This is a genomic window from Streptomyces sp. NPDC111507, assembly GCF_055638955.1.
Map to the genome: position 1 here is coordinate 90,601 of NZ_JBVKBU010000008.1, position 16,903 is coordinate 107,503.

Annotated in this window: 14 protein-coding genes; 2 read left to right on the forward strand and 12 right to left on the reverse strand. The window is 75.4% G+C overall.

Annotated elements, in window-relative coordinates:
- Nucleotides 1-60: 60 nt before the first annotated feature.
- Nucleotides 61-1,284, reverse strand: coding sequence for an FAD-dependent monooxygenase (locus ACZ7M2_RS29820; protein WP_471597900.1), 1,224 nt, complete (start codon nt 1,282-1,284; stop codon nt 61-63).
- Nucleotides 1,285-1,516: 232 nt separating this feature from the next.
- Here ACZ7M2_RS29820 and ACZ7M2_RS29825 point away from each other — a divergent pair, with 232 nt between their 5' ends.
- Nucleotides 1,517-1,990, forward strand: coding sequence for a DUF1772 domain-containing protein (locus ACZ7M2_RS29825; protein WP_067383503.1), 474 nt, complete (start codon nt 1,517-1,519; stop codon nt 1,988-1,990).
- Nucleotides 1,991-2,134: 144 nt separating this feature from the next.
- On the opposite strand, the gene ACZ7M2_RS29830 is transcribed toward ACZ7M2_RS29825, so the two are convergent.
- From ACZ7M2_RS29830 to ACZ7M2_RS29880, 11 genes are all read right to left on the reverse strand, one after another.
- Nucleotides 2,135-2,263, reverse strand: a complete 129-nt coding sequence (locus tag ACZ7M2_RS29830) for a hypothetical protein (RefSeq protein WP_256259265.1) — start codon at nt 2,261-2,263, stop codon at nt 2,135-2,137.
- 280 nt (nt 2,264-2,543) lie between these two features.
- Nucleotides 2,544-3,770 carry a helix-turn-helix transcriptional regulator gene (locus ACZ7M2_RS29835; protein WP_352053979.1) on the reverse strand — a complete coding sequence of 409 codons (1,227 nt, stop codon included), beginning with the start codon at nt 3,768-3,770 and terminating at the stop codon, nt 2,544-2,546.
- A 654-nt stretch (nt 3,771-4,424) separates the two neighbouring features.
- On the reverse strand, nt 4,425-5,192 hold the full coding sequence (locus ACZ7M2_RS29840; RefSeq protein WP_471597901.1) for a response regulator transcription factor: 768 nt from the start codon (nt 5,190-5,192) through the stop codon (nt 4,425-4,427).
- Nucleotides 5,193-5,498: 306 nt separating this feature from the next.
- Nucleotides 5,499-6,797: an AMP-binding protein gene (locus ACZ7M2_RS29845; RefSeq protein WP_471597902.1), complete on the reverse strand. Its 1,299-nt coding sequence runs from the start codon at nt 6,795-6,797 to the stop codon at nt 5,499-5,501.
- Nucleotides 6,798-7,003: 206 nt separating this feature from the next.
- Nucleotides 7,004-7,750, reverse strand: a complete 747-nt coding sequence (locus ACZ7M2_RS29850; RefSeq protein ID WP_471597903.1) for a class I SAM-dependent methyltransferase — start codon at nt 7,748-7,750, stop codon at nt 7,004-7,006.
- Nucleotides 7,751-7,941: 191 nt separating this feature from the next.
- Nucleotides 7,942-8,823, reverse strand: a complete 882-nt coding sequence (locus ACZ7M2_RS29855) for a 4'-phosphopantetheinyl transferase family protein (RefSeq protein WP_471597904.1) — start codon at nt 8,821-8,823, stop codon at nt 7,942-7,944.
- Nucleotides 8,820-10,778, reverse strand: a complete 1,959-nt coding sequence (locus ACZ7M2_RS29860) for a beta-ketoacyl synthase N-terminal-like domain-containing protein (protein WP_471597905.1) — start codon at nt 10,776-10,778, stop codon at nt 8,820-8,822. The genes ACZ7M2_RS29855 and ACZ7M2_RS29860 overlap by 4 nt, the downstream gene beginning before the upstream one ends.
- Nucleotides 10,779-10,808: 30 nt before the next feature.
- Nucleotides 10,809-11,606: a phosphopantetheine-binding protein gene (locus ACZ7M2_RS29865; RefSeq protein WP_471597906.1), complete on the reverse strand. Its 798-nt coding sequence runs from the start codon at nt 11,604-11,606 to the stop codon at nt 10,809-10,811.
- A gap of 344 nt (nt 11,607-11,950) precedes the next feature.
- On the reverse strand, nt 11,951-12,775 hold the full coding sequence (locus ACZ7M2_RS29870; RefSeq protein WP_471597907.1) for an AfsR/SARP family transcriptional regulator: 825 nt from the start codon (nt 12,773-12,775) through the stop codon (nt 11,951-11,953).
- A gap of 336 nt (nt 12,776-13,111) precedes the next feature.
- Nucleotides 13,112-14,758 (reverse strand): acyl-CoA carboxylase subunit beta, encoded by a 1,647-nt coding sequence (locus tag ACZ7M2_RS29875; RefSeq protein ID WP_471597908.1) that lies wholly within the window; start codon nt 14,756-14,758, stop codon nt 13,112-13,114.
- A 418-nt stretch (nt 14,759-15,176) separates the two neighbouring features.
- Nucleotides 15,177-15,371: an acyl-CoA carboxylase subunit epsilon gene (locus ACZ7M2_RS29880; protein WP_471597909.1), complete on the reverse strand. Its 195-nt coding sequence runs from the start codon at nt 15,369-15,371 to the stop codon at nt 15,177-15,179.
- Between the two features lie 581 nt (nt 15,372-15,952).
- Between ACZ7M2_RS29880 and ACZ7M2_RS29885 the strand changes: the two genes are divergently transcribed.
- The gene (locus ACZ7M2_RS29885; RefSeq protein ID WP_097228482.1) at nt 15,953-16,774 is read left to right on the forward strand and encodes an AfsR/SARP family transcriptional regulator; all 822 of its coding nucleotides are present in this window, start codon (nt 15,953-15,955) and stop codon (nt 16,772-16,774) included.
- The last annotated feature ends 129 nt before the right edge of the window (nt 16,775-16,903 follow it).

A 16,903-nucleotide genomic window follows, 5' to 3' on the forward strand; every position in this document is an offset into this window, starting at 1 on the left:
ACGACGGCCGGGGCCGGGGCCCGCAACCGGGCCTGGAACGGGGGGGTTCCGGGGCGGGCGTCAGTCCACGGTGGCGGCCGGGGCGGGGGCCGGGGTGGCGGCCGGGCGGCGGGCCGGGGCCCAGCGGGTGCCGTAGGCGACCTGGCCCTTCTCCGCGGCGGCGAAGGCCTTCGTGTTCCAGTTCTTGCGCATGAACGCCTCGCGCGCCCGGATCAGCAGCGGATTGCGTACCGCGCCCATCCGCCCGATCCGCCAGGCGATGCGCTGCAGCGGCGCGGTACGGGCGCGGCGTTCGCGCTCGTAGCGGCGCAGCGCGGCGATGGGGTCGTCGGCGTGCTCCAGGTGCTCGGCGAGGACCAGGGCGTCCTCCAGGGCCTGGCAGGCGCCCTGGCCGATGTTGAAGGTGATGGGGTGCGCGGCGTCGCCGAGCAGGGTGACGCGGCCCTGGCCCCACCGGCGTTCGGGGCTGCGGCCCTCGACGTCGCCGCGGATGATGCCGTCCTCGGGGGTGGCGGCGAGGATGTCGGCCACCGGGCCGCCCCAGCCGCGGTGGCGGCGCAGCAGCATCTCCCGCACGCCGGGCGCGTCCCGGCCGCCCGCGGGCCCGTTGGCCACGCTCATCCAGTGGACCAGGCCGGGTGCGACGTCGTAGTAGGTGAAGCGGGTGCCGGGCCCGAACATCGCGTTGAAGGTGCCCGGCGGGATGTCCGGGTGCTGCAGGGGGGAGCGGCCGCGCCAGGCGATGTAGCCGCTGTAGCGGTTGCGGGCGGGGCCGAAGAGGGCGTCGCGGACCGTGCCGTGGATGCCGTCGGCGCCGATCAGCAGGTCGCCCCGTTCGCTGCCGCCGTCCGCGAACCGTACGGTGACCCCGTCCTCGTCCTGCTCGAAGCCGGTCACGTGGGCCCCGGTGCGCACCGGGGAGCCGTGCAGGGCCTCGCGCAGCACGCCGTGCAGGACGGAGCGCTCGACGGCGATCGTGGGCGCGCCGTAGCGCTCGACGAAGTCGCCGACCGGCCAGGCGCCCAGCACCTCGCCGCGGTGGGTGCTGAAGTGCGCGACCTGCTGGGCCGGGGCCGTGCGCAGGACCTGCCCGGCCACGCCCAGGCAGTCCAGCGCGAGCACGCCGTTGGTCCAGATGTGCAGGCCCGCGCCGCCGTCGCGCAGTGCCTCGGCCCGTTCGAAGACGACGGGCTCAAGACCGGCGCGCTGGAGCGCGAGGGCCGCGGCCAGGCCGCCGATCCCTCCGCCGGCGATGAGTACGCGACGGGCACGTCCAAGGGCCATGGGTCTGTCTCCTCGTGGCTGTCCGGGCGGATGTCCCCGTAGGGCGGGGACGGCACTCCGCTGCGGCCCGGGGTGCTCCCTCGTCCTTGCGGAATCCCCTGCGGACCACTGGAGTTGTCAACGCTAGCATTCGAAGCACTGAACTTGATAGTGTCGGCAGCACATCTAGCGTTGACAAATCCACGTGGCGGCAGGCCATGTGGCAACCGGCAGACGGACAAGGGTGGTTGTGATGGAAACCCTCGTACAGACCCTGGCCGTGGTGGCCACGATGGCCAACGCGGTGGTCTACGGCACCGACGTCTTCTCCGCGATCGTCCAGCGGCCGGCCCTCGCGCACGTCGACGACGCGGTGCTGACCAGCACCATGGGGCAGATCCACCGTTTCGGGGACCGCCGGATGCCCGTCCCGGGCGTCTTCGGCCTGCTCGCCACGGTGGCCACGGCCGTCGCGGCCGGGTTCGGCGGCCGCGTGACGGCGGCCGTCGCGGCCGCCGTCGCGGCGGCGGCCCTGGTGGTGTGGCTGGCCGTCTACAACAAGGTGAGCGCGCCGGTGAACAAGGAGCTGACCGACGCGGCCCTCGACTGCCGCACCGCGCCCGACGCGCGGGGCCTGCAGCGCACCTGGGACAGCGTCATCAACGCCCGGGTCGTGCTGCAGGCGGTGGCGCTGGGCGCGATGTGCGTGGCACTCGTGGCGTCCTGACACCGCGGAAGGCCGCCGCCGCGCAGACGGGCGAGGGGTGGGGCAGAAAGACCCGCGGGTCTTTCTGCCCCACCCCTTCCCGCCTCCCGCTTCCTTGTTCCCGCTTCCCGCTTCCCGTCCGCGGCGGCCCCTGCCGCAGGGCGATTACTGCAGGGCGATGCTGCCCAGGACGGACGTCTCGGTGTCCTCGTCCGGGCCGTCGGCGATCTCACTGCCGAATGCGGGGCTGAGCTCCGGCTCGTTTCCTGCGGGATTCTTCTTCTTGCTGACCACGGTGGTGTCCCTTCGGGCGTGAGCGGCCAATACCGTACTGAGATTCACGAAGGGCCGCACCGCGCGTCAAGGCACATCGCGCCGCGTCCACCGGAATGCGAGGCGCCCTCGAGAAATCCGGCAAAAGAAATACGCATTCCGCACACCGCACTCCCCCGCGGCCGGCGGGAATCGGCGCGCCGCCCGCCCGCCCGGATTCCCCCCACTCCCCTCCCCCGCCCCTGCCCTTCTCCGCCCCTGTCCTTTCCCCGCGGCGGTCTGGCCGGGCGCGGGCGGCGGGTCACGCCGGTTCGGCCGGGGCGGGCCGGGACTGGGCGAGGGCGTCCGCGAGGGTCCGCCAGATCTCCGCGGCGAGGTCGATGTTGGCGTCCGCCTGGGCCTGCTGCGCCAGGGTGCGCAGCCCCTCCACGCCGGAGGCGTCGCCGCCCAGGATCAGCAGCCGCTGGCGCAGGATCTCCAGCCGCACCCGGTCGCGGTAGGTCATCCTCGGCTCGTCCCCGGCCAGGTCGCCCAGCAGGGCGCGGGCATCGTCGTAGCGGCCGGTGGCGAACGCCAGATCGGCCTTCAGCGCGGTCAGGTCCTGGCGCAGGGCGGGCGTGCCGACGAAGGCGAGGGCGGCCTCGGCCTGAGCGGCGCAGGCCTCGGCCCGCGCGGGGTCGGGGGGCAGGGTCTGCAGGTGCAGCCGGCCCGCGGCCAGCCGCAGCCTGAGCCACAGCACCAGGTCCTCCTGACTGCTGAAACGCTCCAGGGCCGCATCCAAGAAGGCCTGCGCCCCGGTGTGGTCGCCCTGGCGCACCCGGACGGCGGCGGCCGTCCACATGGCCTCGGCCCACAGCGCGTCGGTGCGGCCGGCGACCAGCGCGGCCAGTTCGTCGGCGTGCACCCGCGCCTCCGGCACCTGCCCGGCCTCCGCCTGCACCGACACCAGCGCCAGCAGCGCGGCGGCCCGGTCCTCCACGCCCAGGTCCTCGCCCAGGGCGAGCCGGTGGGCGGCGACGGCCGCGTCCAGGGCGGGGGTGATCTCACCGAGCGAGCGCAGGCAGCGGGCCAGCCGGGTCAGGCCGCGCACCCGCAGCTCGGCCGATCCCACCTCGTCGCCGAGCGCCACCAGCCGGCCGAGGTCCGCGCGCTCGGCGGCGTGGTCGCCCTGCAGCCGGGCGGCCCTCGCCAGCAGCCACAGCGCCTGCCAGCGCAGCACCGCGCTCTCGTGGCCCTCGGCGGCCAGCGCCGCGCGCAGCGCCCCGATGGCGTCCGCGGAACCGGTGGAGGACGCCAGCGTCAGCGCGTGCGCCAGGGAACCGGTGACCGGCTCCTCGAAGTCGGCGACGTCCAGGCCCAGCCGGCCCGCCAGATAGCCCACGGCCCGGTCGGTGGGCTGGCGCGCCCCCGATTCCAGACGGGAGAGATAACCGGTGGACATGCCCTCGCCGGCCAGCGCCGTCTGTGACAGCCCCTGGGCCGTCCGGAGCTTTTTCAGGCGGTGTCCGAACGCGGGCTGTCGCAGCATGACCGAATCCCCTGGGGTGAGCGGGCAAGAAAGTTTCACCGGGAGCCGCCCCGAGCGTAGGGCGCCGGGCAACACGCGGGCAAACCTTTGCCAGGCCCCCGCCGGGAATCTCGTGCCGCTCTCACGCGCCTCTCGTGGACTCCTCCAGCGTTCCTCCAGCGCGGCGGGGCACGCTCGGCAGGACCCGGCCGGCGCACCCGGCCGGGCGCGGAGTCCTTGTGCAGGTCAACGCCCGGGAGTCGACGATGAGGCCATCGGTGTGCGCACCACGGCGGGCGGCGTGGACGGCCACCGCGGGACACGGCAGCGGCCCCTCCCCGGCGGCGGACACCACCCGTCCCGCCCCTGCGGCGCCGGACACGCCGTCCGACGAGGACATCGGCTGGCCCAGACGGTGCGCCCTGCCCGGCCCGTAACCCCCGTGGACCCCGTAACCCCGTAACCCCGTAGACCTGGCTGCCCTGTATCTCTGTGCATCCCTGTGCACCCCTGTGCAGCCGTGCGCGTACCCGCGCCGCCGGGCCGGGCGGAGCCCCCCGCCCCGCCCTCCTGGGGCCCGGTGGCAGGTGCGGATGCGACGGATCAGGACGGCGGCGCGCCGGGGCCGGAGGCGGGCGGGTGCGGGAGGCTGCCGCTGCTGCGGTGGGCGGGCGGTCAGCCGGAGGGGGCGTCGGCCGCGGCGGCGGCCGGGCGCAGGGGGGCGGCCGGGGCGCGCAGGCCGGATTCGAAGGCGTAGATCGCGGCGTGGACGCGGTTGCGCAGCCGCAGCTTGTGCAGCAGGTTCTGCACGTGGGTCTTCACGGTGTGCTCGGACAGGGTCAGCGCCCGGGCTATCTCGCCGTTGGACAGGCCGCGGGCCAGCAGGTCCAGGACCTGGCACTCGCGGTCGGTGAGCCGGTCGGGGCTGACGGGCGAGATGGGCGCCGGCGGCCCGGCGGCCCCACCCCGCCCGGGCGGGGTGGGGCCGTGCACCAGGGTGTATCCGGCGGCGGCCAGGACGACCGCGGAGGCCAGCTGCCCGGCGGTGGCGGTGGCCGGCAGATGACCGCCGGCCGCCCGGCCTGCGGCGTCGGTGCGGCCCGGGCCGCCGAGGGTCAGCAGCGGCAGGTCCCCGCCGCCGAAGGCCGGCGCGGCAAGCTGTCCGCCGCCGGGTGCGCCGTGGGCGACCAGGACGTGCGGGGGCCGGGCGGCCAGCGCGCGCAGCAGCGGCGGTCCCGGTTCGCTCTCGCCGGTGACGCGGATGCCGGGGTGGCCCTCGAGGAGGGCGGTGATGCCGCGGCGGGCGAGCGGGTCCTCGCCGATCACGTGCACGCGCACGGCGGCCGGCGCACCCGGGCGGGGGGCCGGGGCCGGGCCGGCCGCCTCACCGGGGCCGGGGGCCGGTGCGGGGAGCACGCGGAGTGCGGCGTGCCGCTCGTCCATGGCGGTCTCCTCCCTGTCTCCCGGGATGTCCCGCCGGTCCTTGGATGTCCCGCCGGGTCCTGGGATGTCCCGCCCTGCTCACCGTAGGCGGCGGGCGCGGCCGTGTCCGGTGCGCTCCAGCGGGCCACGACCCGTCCGCTATTCCCCCTCGCTCCGCGCCGGGGTGAGGGGGAAGGAGTCCTGCGTGGCGGTCCGGGCGTGCAGCCGGCGGCGCAGTTCACAGCCGTCCCCCGCCGCCACCCGCCCGCCCGGCCGCCCGGTGAGGGACGGCGCCGGGGGCTGAACGCCGGGGCGTCCGCGCGAGAATCAGGCGAACGCGGGCCGGGGCGCATCAACCAGGTGCAGTCCGCCGTCCGCGTCGAGATAGCCCGCGTCGCCGGTGGACAGCCAGCCGTCCGCGTCCGCCGGCACCCCGGCCTGGCCGGCCGGCAAGCCGGGGCTCAGCTGCGGTCCGCGGATCTGCACCTGGCCGGTCGACCACACCGGCGCGGGCCGGGCGCCGCCCGGCAGGACGACCCGGCACTCGGTGCCCGGCAGCGGCACCCCGACCGCGCCGAGACCGGGCCGCGAGCCGGGCGGCTGGCAGTGGGAGAGGGCACACACCTCGGTGAGGCCGTAGCCCTGCAGGACCGGCACGCGCAGCGCGTCGCGCAGCCGGCGGGCGCGGCCGGGCTCCAGCGCGCCGCCGCTGACGTGCAGGGCGCTCAGCCGGCGGGCGCCCGCCCGGGCACCGGCCCCGCCCAGCCGGGGGTCGCCGGCGAGGCGGTGCAGCCGGGCGGGCGGGGCGTAGAAGTGGGTGGCCCCCGCCCGCGCGGCTGCTTCCAGCGCCCCGAAGGGATCCGGGCCGGGGCACAGCACCTGCCGGGCCCCGGCGTGCACGGCCGAGTTGAGGTGCACGGCGTGGTACTGCGGCAGGTGGTTGAGGACGACGGAGGAGGGGCCCAGGCGGTGGGCAAGGGCGGTCTGGGCGGCGCCCGCGAGAAGGTTGCGGTGCGTCAGCCGCACCCCGTTCAGCCGTCCCGCACCGTCCGGGGCGAACTGCAGGCACGCCACCGCGTCCACCCCCGGCGCCGGGGTCCGCGCGGGCACGCCGGCTGGCACCGGTGCCAGCGCCCGCGCCAGCGGCACACCCCCGCCCGCACCCGCTGCCCCGCCCGACGGCCGGTCTGCTGCCGCGTCCGCCGGGGTGTCCGTGAGGACGACGGTGTGCAGCAGGGGCAGCCGGTCACCGAGGGCGGCGAGCAGCCCGGCCAGCGCGGCGGGTACGAAGGCGATCTCGGCCCCGGCCGCCGAGCACACCTCGTACAGGGCGGCCGGCCCCATCAGCGGGTCGAGCAGGGCGAGCGGGTGGCCGCTGCGGACGGTGCCGTAGTACACGGCGGGAAAGACCGCATCGAGGGTGGCGGCCGCGGCGACGACCGCGCCGGCCCGGCCCGCGGCGCGCCGCACGTAGTGGGCGACCCGGTCCGCCTCCCGGTCCAGGGCCGCGAACGTCACCCCGGCCTCACTCCCGGCCACGGTGACGGCCAAGGCGTGCGCGTCACGGGCCGCGGCCCGCCGCAGCAGGTCGTCCAGCGGGCTCTCCAGATACCTGAGGATGGGCACGGCACGACCTCCCGGCGGCAGACAGCAGGAACACAGGAACGCAGGAACAGCGGATGTCCGGATGCCCCACGGTCGGCGCCCGGGCTCGAGACCCCTTCGAAACCCGCTGGAGACCGGCGTGCCGCGCCCTCGCACCGCGCCTCAGCCCGTACGGACGAGGCGGGCGGGGCGGACAGGGCGGGCGGGGCGAAACCCGCTCCGCGGTGTCAGGGGACGGCAACGGCCAGACTGACCACGTAGCGCTCCTCGACCGTCCCGTCCGGGAAGACGTCCGTCAGGAGGCCGCGCTCCGCGGCCAAAAACGCCCGGGTGGCGTCCTGGCCGCGGACGAGGAAGTCGGAGTAGCTGGCGAGGTTCGCGAGATGGGTGTCGAGCGGGACGCTCCTGGTCCACGACATCTGCCGGTGGACGAAGCCGAGTTGGGGCGGCAGGCCACCGAACCGGGCCATCGGGTCGGGCTCTTCGGGGTCGGCACCGAAGAGGCGGCGCAGGCGGGCGTCCTGGCCGGCGATCCAGGGGACCGTGCTGTCCGAGTCGTTCCACCAGAGGGCGAGTGCGCCGCCGGGGCGCAGCACCCGGACGGCTTCCGGGACGGACTTGCCCGGATCGGTCCAGTGCCAGGCCTGGGCATAGGTGAGGATGTCGACGGATCCGGAGGCCAGCGGCAGGTGGTTGCCGTCCCCGCGCACGAGAGGGACGTCAGGCAGCCGCAGGCGCAACTGCGAGGCCATCGCGAGGCCGGGCTCGACCGCGATGACGTGCGCGCCGCGGGCGTGCAGGAGGGCGGTCGCCAGTCCGGTGCCGGCGCCGACGTCCGCGACCCGGGCGCCTTTTAAGGGACGGTCGGCGAGTTCCTCGACCGCATGGAACAGGGCGGGCGGATAGGAAGGACGGTTCGCGGCATAGCCGGCAGCAGCCTGGTCGAAGGAACGGGCCTGCGAAGTGATCGTCATACGGCCATCCTCGGCGGGCCGAAGACGCCCGGCACAGGGTTTCGCCGCCGTTTCCCGGCGCCGGCGCCGGCGGGTGCGGCGGGCCGTCGCCGGCGCGTGCGGGCCGCCGCCCCGCACGCGCCGCGCGTGGGGCGACGTGGGGCGCGTGTGAGGTGTGGGTGAGGTGTGTGGGATGCGTGCCGCCTCATGTCTTATGCGGGGAGCGCCGAGGGGTGTCCGCCCACCGGGCGGGGCAGGGGGAAGCTGCGCAGTGCCGCGCGGCTCCAGGGGAAGCCGTAGCCGAGGTGCAGGACCGGGTCCTGGGCCTCGTCGGCGGGGACGGCGACGGCGACCAGCACGTCGGGCACCGGCTCCAGTTCGACGAACCGCCACGGGCGGGCCGTGTCGTCGGCCGGCGGGGTAAAGGCCCGTACGCCGCGTTCGTCGTCCAGCGTGAAGACGAACGCGTCGAAAGGCAGCCCGAGACCCAGGCCCCGGGCCTTGGAGTAGGCCTCCTTGAGGGTCCACACGCGCAGCGCGCGCCGGTCGCGGGCCGGCCCGTCGGGGGCCTGTGCGACCCAGTCCCGCTCCGGGGCGGCGAAGGTCCGCACGATGGTGGTGATGGCCCGCTCGTCCCGGTCCTCCAGCCGTTCCACGTCCACGCCGATGCGGTGCCGGCGCACGATGCCCAGCAGGCTGTAGCCGCCCGCGTGGGAGAGGTTGAAGTCCAGCTGGGACCCGCCGCGCGGCCCTCCCGCGGCGGCGGGCCGCAGGAAGGGCCGTCCCCGCGCGGAACGCCAGATGACCAGCTCCGCCTCGGCCAGGCCCGCCTCCAGCGCCAGCGCGCGCCGCACCAGGGTGTGGGCCAGGAGGTACTGGCGCCGGTCGCGTTCGAACAGGAAACGGCTCGCGGTCTTCTGCTCCTGCGCGTCCAGCCAGTGCGTGGCGAGCAGGAGCGCGACCTCCGGCGGCAGGCCGTCGTTGGGGCACAGCCACAGCTTGACCGGCTCCCCGCCCCCCGCACCCGGAGCAGGAGCGGGGGCGGCCCCGGGTTCGGGGGCGGGGGTGGCCGGGGGTGCGGGGCGGGTGGTCACTGCGGTGCTCCGTCCGTGCCGGGACCGGGCTGAAGCGGGCGGGGCCGCAGCACGGTGGCGGGCAGTTCGACGGCGGCCGGGCCGGGATGCGCGGGCAGCACGGCGCAGACGTCGACCCCGGCCAGCCACAGCCGTGTCAGCTGCTCCAGGCGGCCGCCCTGCCACAGGGCGGCCACGTAGGCGCGGGTCTCCTCGAGTCCCTCGATCAGCGGCGGCGGGCCCGCGGCGGTACGCAGATCGGCGCTGCGCACACCCGCCGGGCCGGTGCCCGGGCCGGGGTGCGCGGCAAAGCCGGCCAGCGCGTCGGCCAGTTCGGCGACCGTGCGGACGCTCACCGCCAGACGGCAGCGCAACACCGCCCGCCCCAGGCGCAGTTCGTGCGCGACCGCGGCAAGATCCGGGCCCGCCGGGCCGCCGTCGTGGCCGGTGCCGCCGTCGGACAGGCGGGCCGCGAGCCGGCCGGCGGTGGCCGCCAGGTGCGCGGGCGTCGCGGCGGACAGCAGCACCAGTTCCGCGGGACGCGTACCCGGCGGCGGGTTCGTGCGGGCCGGGGCGCGGGGGACGGCAGGCGCCTCCTCCACGACCAGCACCGCACCCACACCCTCCACGCCGTCCGTGTCTTCCGTGCCGTCCACAGCGTCCACTGCGTCTACGGCATCCGTGGGGCCTGCGGGGGCTGCGGGTCCGGGCACGCTGACCAGCGCCCTGCGGGGCAGCACGGTGCCGTCGTCGCGGCGGACCGGCTCCCAGGCGGCGGGCGCGGGGCGGTCCGGGCCGGCCAGCAGCACGGCGTGGCGCAGCTGCCCCACGGCGCGGACCAGGGCCGCCGCCCCGCCCGCCGCCCCGGCATCGCCCACCAGCGCCGCCACCGTCTGGGAGCTCTCCTCCAGACCGACCCCCACAGCCTCCAGGCCGGCGCCTGGCACCTCCGACTGCGGGCCGGCGTCCGGGGGCCGCAGGCCGGCCGCGGCCAGCGCCCGGCCGACCAGCCGGCCGTGCTGCGGGCCCAGGGCGGCGCGGCCCGGGTGGCCGACCGCGCTGGAGCGGATCACGGCGTGCACGCGGTCGCCGTCGGCGCGGGCCGCGGCCAGCGGCTTGAGCAGTACGGCCGCCACCCCCTCACCGGCGCCGGGCCGCTGGCACGCCGGATGCAGGCGCAGCTCGACCGCGCCGACCAGCGCCGCGGCGCACTCGCCCGCGCGCAGCGCACCGAGCGCGAGGTGCAGCGCGGTCAGGAAGGAGGAGTCGCCGGTGTCGACGCTCAGGCTGGGCCCGCGCAGGTCGAGCAGGTGCGACAGCCGCGCGGCCGCCCCGGGCCGGGAAGGCGGAGGGCCGGTGTGCCGGTGCCCGGTGCCCGGCAGCGCACCGCCGGCCGGGCCGAGAGCGGCATACACGCCCACGCTGCGTGCCGTGCCGTCGGGGGCGGTGAGCCGTTCCAGGCGCGCTCCGGCGTATCCGGCGCTCTCCAGCGTCTGCCACGCGCTCTGCGCCAGCAGCCGCTCGCGCAGGTCCAGACCCGCCGCCTGGCGGGCGTCGAGCCCGAACAGGTCCGGGTCGAACTCCTCCACACCGTCCAGGAAATGCCCCCGCCAGCCCGCACACGCCGACCGCCGGCCGTCCGGGAGCGCGGCCGCGGCGATGCGCCCCTGCAGCCCGTTGCGCCAGAACGCCTCCAGATCCTCCGCCTGCGGGAAACGGCCCTGGATCCCCACGACCGCACACGGCATGCCCGCACCGCTCCCGGCCCCGTCACCCACACCGGGAACCGGGCCGGGGCCGGGGGCGGGGCCAGGGCCGGGCAGCGGCTCACGGTCCGCCGCCACCGGCAGGGCCACGACCGGCAGGGCCACGACCGGCGGGGCCACGGCCGGTGAAGTGCCGGCCAGCAGGGCCACGGCGTGCTCACGCCGCAGGGTGCCGCCCTTGAACCGCGTCAGGATCTCCCGGGTGTCCATCACCGTGCGCCCCTCGTCTCGGACGGTCCGTCAGGCGGAGCGGGCCGCCAGCAGGGCGGCCGCCTCGTCGATGCTGAGCACCTCGTCACGTACCGCGTCGAGCAGCGCGTCCAGATCGACCCCCGGCGCCGGCGGAACCTGGGCGCCGCCCGGCGCCGGGCCCGCCGGGAACGGCCCCGCCTGCCCGGCCGGGACGCCGGAAGCCGCGCCCAGGCGGCCGGACACGGGCGGGCGGTGCGTGCGGTGCGCCGCCCGCGCGCTGACGTACGCCGCCATGGCCCCGAGGTCGGGCTGGTCGTAGAGCAGGTCGGCCTGCTCGCTGAGGCCGTAGGCGCGGTTGATGCCGGCCAAGAACTCCGCGGCCAGGATCGAGTCCAGCCCCAGCGCCGCGAACGGCGCGCTCACGTCGATGTCCCCCGGCCCGCAGTGCAGGATCCCGGCGAGCAGCTCCCGCAGCGTGTCCGAGACCGCCTCCACAGCCACGTCAGACACATCCGCATCCGCATCCGCGTCCACATCCGCATCTGCCTCCGTGGGTGTGGCGGGGCGGGGAGCGGCGAGTTCGGCCGCCACGTGCCGGGCCAGGGCCTGGGGCGTCGGGTGCTCATACAGTGCGGTGGCCGCGATCCGGGTGCCGTAGCGGGCGTTGAGCGCCGCGACGAACTCGACCGACAGCATCGAGTCCAGGCCCAGCAGCCGGAAGGGCTCCTGCGCGTCGAGCGTCTGCGGCTCGATACGCATCATGCCCGCCAGCACCGCGGTGAGCTCCGCGAGCACGTCGGCCACGGGCGTCGGCGAGAGGGCGGGCGGCTGAGGGACGGATGTCATGGTGGGCGTCTCCAAGGGTCGTATCCCGGGTGGCCGTTGTGGCATTGTGGGCGCCGCCGGCACCCCGCCACATCCCCGGCCGTGGTGATCCCCGCCGGCAGTGACTGGCTCCCGGGAACCAGCCGCCGCCGCGGCCCTCCGCCCAAAGAATGAGCCGCCCGCCGGCGCCGTCACCGCATCCCCCGCGCATCACCCCCATGCGTCACTGCGCGCACCGCCCCGCGAAAGCTGCCCTGCCGCACCGCCCCGCCGTACTGCTCTGCCGCACTGCCCTGCTGCACTGCTCTGCCGCACTGCCCTGCTGCACTGCTCTGCCGTGCCGGCCCGCGCGGGTCCGCGCCGTGTCAGCGGACCCGCGCGGGTGCGGGCGGGCCCGCGCCGTCGGCGGGGGCGGGCGCCGGTGCCGCCTCCGGCGCCGCGGTCTGGATCGAGTGCTGCAGCCGCCGCAGCCGCGGCGAGGGCTCCAGGCCCAGGTCCGTGTCGAGGGTGGCGCGCAGCTGGTGGTAGACGCTGAGCGACTCGCTGCGCCGCCCCGAGCGGTGCAGGGCCAGCATGAACTGCGCGTGCAGATTCTCGTGGGTGCGGTAACGGCTGGTCAGCACGGTCAGTTCGGGCAGCAGTTCGCGGTGGCGGCCCAGCCGCAGATCGGCCTCGATGCGCTGGTCCAGCGCGCACAGCCGGCTCTCCTCCAGCCGCCGGGTCTCCATCGCCAGCTGCGCCCCCGCCTGGACGTCGGCGAACGCGGTCCCCGTCCACAGCGCCAGCGCCCGGCCCAGGGTGCGGGCCGCCTCGGCGAAGGCGCCCTGGTCCATGGCCCGGTAGCCCTCCCCCGCGAGCCGCTCGAAGTCGCGCACGTCGCTGCTGCCGCCGCCGGAGGCCAGCAGATAGCCGCCCGGCAGGGTCATCAGGACGTCCTTGGCGGCGGCCCGGTCGTCCCCCAGCGCCTGCGCGATGAGTTCGCGCAGCTGCAGCACGTACGTCTGCAGCGTGGTGCGGGCACTGCGCGGCGGGGCCGCGCCCCACAGCTCCTCGGTGAGGGCCGCGACCGGCACCACCTGGTCGGCGTGGAGCGCCAGCAGAGCCAGGACCTGCCGCGGTTTCGGCGCGGTCGGGGTGATGGACACCCCGTTCTCCCGCACCGCCAGTGCGCCCAGTACGTCGATGTCCACGCCGTCTCCCCTGGTCGGTGTGCCGTGCCGCACCCACGATTACAAAACAGCACGTCCGGTCTGTCAATACTAGACCGTTCATGCTGTTTCTATCGGGTGACGGGCCGGCAGCGGACCGGCGGCAGACGTGGAACAGGCCGCCAGGGTGCCGGAATCCCCCGGTCCGCACCTTCCGGGCCGGGGCCGGGCCCCGGCCCTGCCCGCCGCGGCCGGCGGCCCGCAAAGCAGACCGCCGGGTCTGCTCCCGGCACGGGAAGGGACGGAAAAGGGGCGGAAAGGGGCGGGAGGGAGAAGTCCGGGAAGGGACGGGGGGTGTTGCGGGACGGGGGGCGGGCGTTACTGCGGGGGGTTGCCGTGTTTGCGGGAGGGCAGGTCGGCGTGTTTGGCGTGCAGCATGGCCAGGGAGCGGATGAGGACCTCGCGGGTGGCGGCGGGGTCGATGACGTCGTCGACCAGGCCGCGTTCGGCGGCGTAGTAGGGGTGCATGAGTTCGGCCTTGTACTCCTTGACCATGCGGGCGCGCATGGCCTCGGGGTCGGCGGCCTGGGCGATCTGCCGGCGGAAGATGACGCCTGCCGCGCCTGCCGCGCCCATCACGGCGATCTCGTTGGTGGGCCAGGCGTAGGTGAGGTCGGCGCCGATGGACTGGGAGTCCATGACGATGTAGGCGCCGCCGTAGGCCTTGCGCAGGATGAGCGAGATCCGCGGCACGGTCGCGTTGCAGTACGCGTACAGCAGCTTGGCGCCGTGGCGGATGATCCCGCCGTGCTCCTGGTCAACCCCGGGCAGGAATCCGGGCACGTCCAGCAGGGTGACGATCGGGATGTTGAAGGCGTCGCACATCTGCACGAACCGGGCGGCCTTCTCGGAGGCCTCGATGTCCAGCACGCCGGCCAGGGTCTGCGGCTGGTTGGCGACGATGCCCACCACCTGGCCGTCCAGGCGGGCCAGCGCGCAGATGATGTTGCGGGCCCAGCGTTCGTGGACCTCCAGGCAGTCGCCGTCGTCGACGATCTCCTCGATGACCTTCGCCATGTCGTAGGGGCGGTTGCCGTCCGCGGGGACCAGGTCCAGGAGACTCTCGCCGCGCCGTCCGGGCGGGTCGTGGGGGGTGGTGTGCGGGGGGTTCTCGCGGTTGTTCTGCGGGAGCATCGACAGGAGGTAGCGGACCTCGGCGAGGCAGGTCTCCTCGTCGTCGTAGGCGAAGTGCGCCACGCCGGAGGTCTCCGCGTGGACGTCGGCGCCGCCGAGCCCGTTCTGGGTGATCTCCTCGCCGGTGACCGTCTTGACGACGTCGGGGCCGGTGATGAACATCTGCGAGGTCTCTCGGACCATGAACACGAAATCCGTCAGGGCGGGGCTGTAGGCGGCGCCGCCCGCGCACGGGCCGAGCATCACCGAGATCTGCGGGATGACGCCGGACGCCTTGGTGTTGCGCTGGAAGATGCCGCCGTAGCCGGCGAGCGCGCTCACACCCTCCTGGATGCGGGCGCCCGCGCCGTCGTTGAGGGAGACCAGCGGCGCGCCGGCCGCGATGGCCATGTCCATGATCTTGTGGATCTTCGTGGCGTGCGCCTCGCCCAGCGCGCCGCCGAAGATACGGAAGTCGTGCGCGTAGACGAAGACCGTACGGCCCTCCACCGTGCCCCAGCCGGTGACGACACCGTCGGTGTACGGCTTCTTGGCCTCCAGGCCGAACCCGGTCGCCCGGTGCCGGCGCAGCTGCTCGACCTCCTGGAAGCTGCCGTCGTCCAGCAGCAGGGCGATGCGTTCCCGGGCGGTCAGCTTGCCCTTGGCGTGCTGGGCGGCGGTCGCCTTCTCCCCCGGGCCCAGCCGGGCCGCCTCGCGGATCGCGTGCAGTTCGGCCACGCGTCCGCGGATGCCGGCCGGCCCCGGCTCGGCCGGGGCGGGGCCCGCGGCGGGGGCCGGGTCCTGGGCGGGAGCCGGGCCCTGGACGGAAACGGGAGCGGGGGCGGTGGTCATCTGGATTCCTCCGTGGATACCCCAGCCTTCAGGCTGGGGAGGAAACGGACTCCTGCGGAGCAGGGCAAGGCAAGACGATGCGCCGCCAGGGCGGACCGTCGTTCACCAGCAACTGCCCGCGGATGTAATAGAGTTGTCAGGCCTGGCCGGTGATAACCAAGCCGGCCGGGCCTACCGCCGGGCTGGCGGGATGTCAGGTCTGTGGAGCCGGCGTAAGACTGCTGGGCGTACCAACGTCCCCCGCCGTTGATTCGGGGCAGCTGCCGTCTGAGAAGCAGAAAGCTCAACCCGCAAGGGAAGAATCCCCCTGCTTCAGCAGGGGGAGATGTCAATGCCATGTCAGGTCCCTTTCTGGGGCGGGGCGTTCCGCAGCACGGCCGGCCGCGCCGGACCCCGGCGGGTGCGGGGGGGGCCGGTGTCACTGCCAGCTGCGCGGGGCCCGCTGGGTGCGGGGCCGCCACCAGCGGGAGCCGTTGACCGGCCTGCCCCGGCGGGGGAACGCGCCGCCCGCGCGCAGCGCGAGCAGCACCACGGTCAGTGCGGCCAGTTCCTCGTCGCTGGCCTGCCCGCGCTCCACGCGCAGGACGGGCTCGTGGTGCTCCGGCGTGCCCATACCCCCTCCTTCGGTCGTGGGGACACCGTCGGCCACCCGGCTCAAGAACCGCTCTCACTGCGCTCGAAGGACGCCGCACCCGGGGGCGGCGGGCCGGGGCGGCGCGGGGGGGGGTGCCGCGAGGCGTCACAGGACGGGGGGGCCGGGGGCGGGGGGAACGCTTCGGCCAGCCGCTGCCCGTGCGGGCGGGCGGTCGGCGGGGCGGCGGCGGCGCGGGCGGCGCGCGGTGCGGCGCGTACCCGGCGGGGCCGGGCAAATGGTGTCTTGACTGCGCCGGTGGCGGTGATTACGGATCCGGCCGGCGGCCGCGCCGGCGCGCGGAAAAGGGGACGACGGTAGCCGTGTGGAGTGCGGCGACAACGGAATCAGGAGTTCTCCTCGAGCGGCCGTACACACGTTCTCCAGCGCGCCGGACACCGTACGCGGCACCGGACTTGGAAGTCCGCTCGAGAACGGATCCAGGAAAACGCTGGACGGGGACGGCCGCGGCTAGCGTGAGCGGCGGCGCGGATTTCCGGCCAACAAAGTGGAACGGGACAAGGAGCTCGACGACATACGGAATGCGGAATACGGAGGAGACCGTGAGGATTCAGGTTCTGGGTCCGTTGAGTGCCGAGGTCAACGGGGGATCCATCGTTCCGAGCGCGGGCAAGCCGCGGCAGATCCTGTCGCTGCTGGCGTTGTATCCCGGGCGGGTGATGCCCGTCCCGACCCTCATGGAGGAGATCTGGGCGACACAGCCGCCGCAGAGCGCGCTGACCACGCTGCAGACCTACATCCTGCAGCTGCGCCGGCGGCTGGGCACCGCGATGGGGCCCGGTGCGCCGGGCGGCGCCAAGGAGGTGCTGGCCACCCGGCACGGCGGCTATCTGCTGCAGATCCCGCCCGACTGCGTCGACGTGCACCAGTACGACCGGCTGACCAGGGAGGGCCAGACCGCCTTCGAGAGCGGCGACGACGAGGTCTCCGCCGCCCGTTTCAAGGCGGCCCTGGGCCTGTGGCAGGGCCCCGCCCTGGTCGACGTACGGCTGGGGCCGGTCCTGGAGATCGAGGTGGTGCGGCTGGAGGAGAGCCGGCTGGTCACCGTGGAACGGCGCATCGACGCCGACCTGCGGCTGGGCCGGCACGCCGAACTCATCGCCGAGCTCATCGAACTGACCGCCCGTCACCCCCAGCACGAGGGACTGCACTCCCAGGCCATGGTGGCGCTCTACCGCTCGGGCCGGCAGGCCTCCGCGCTGGAGGTCTACCGCCGGCTGCGGGTACGGCTGATCGAGGACCTGGGCGTGGAACCCTCCCCCCAGCTGCAACGCCTCCACCAGGCCGTCCTGACCGTCGACCCCCAGCTGGACGTTCTCGCAGGCCCACGCCACAGCTCCACCTACGACCTGTTCACGGCCTGACAGCCCCGCCCCAGCCCCCTTTTTCCCTGCCCGTTGCCCGCCGCGGGGCGCGGCGGGCAACGGGCAGGCGCGAAAGGGGTGCTGCGGGCCGGCGGCATACGGGGCCGGGGCGGGTACGGGCCGGCGGCG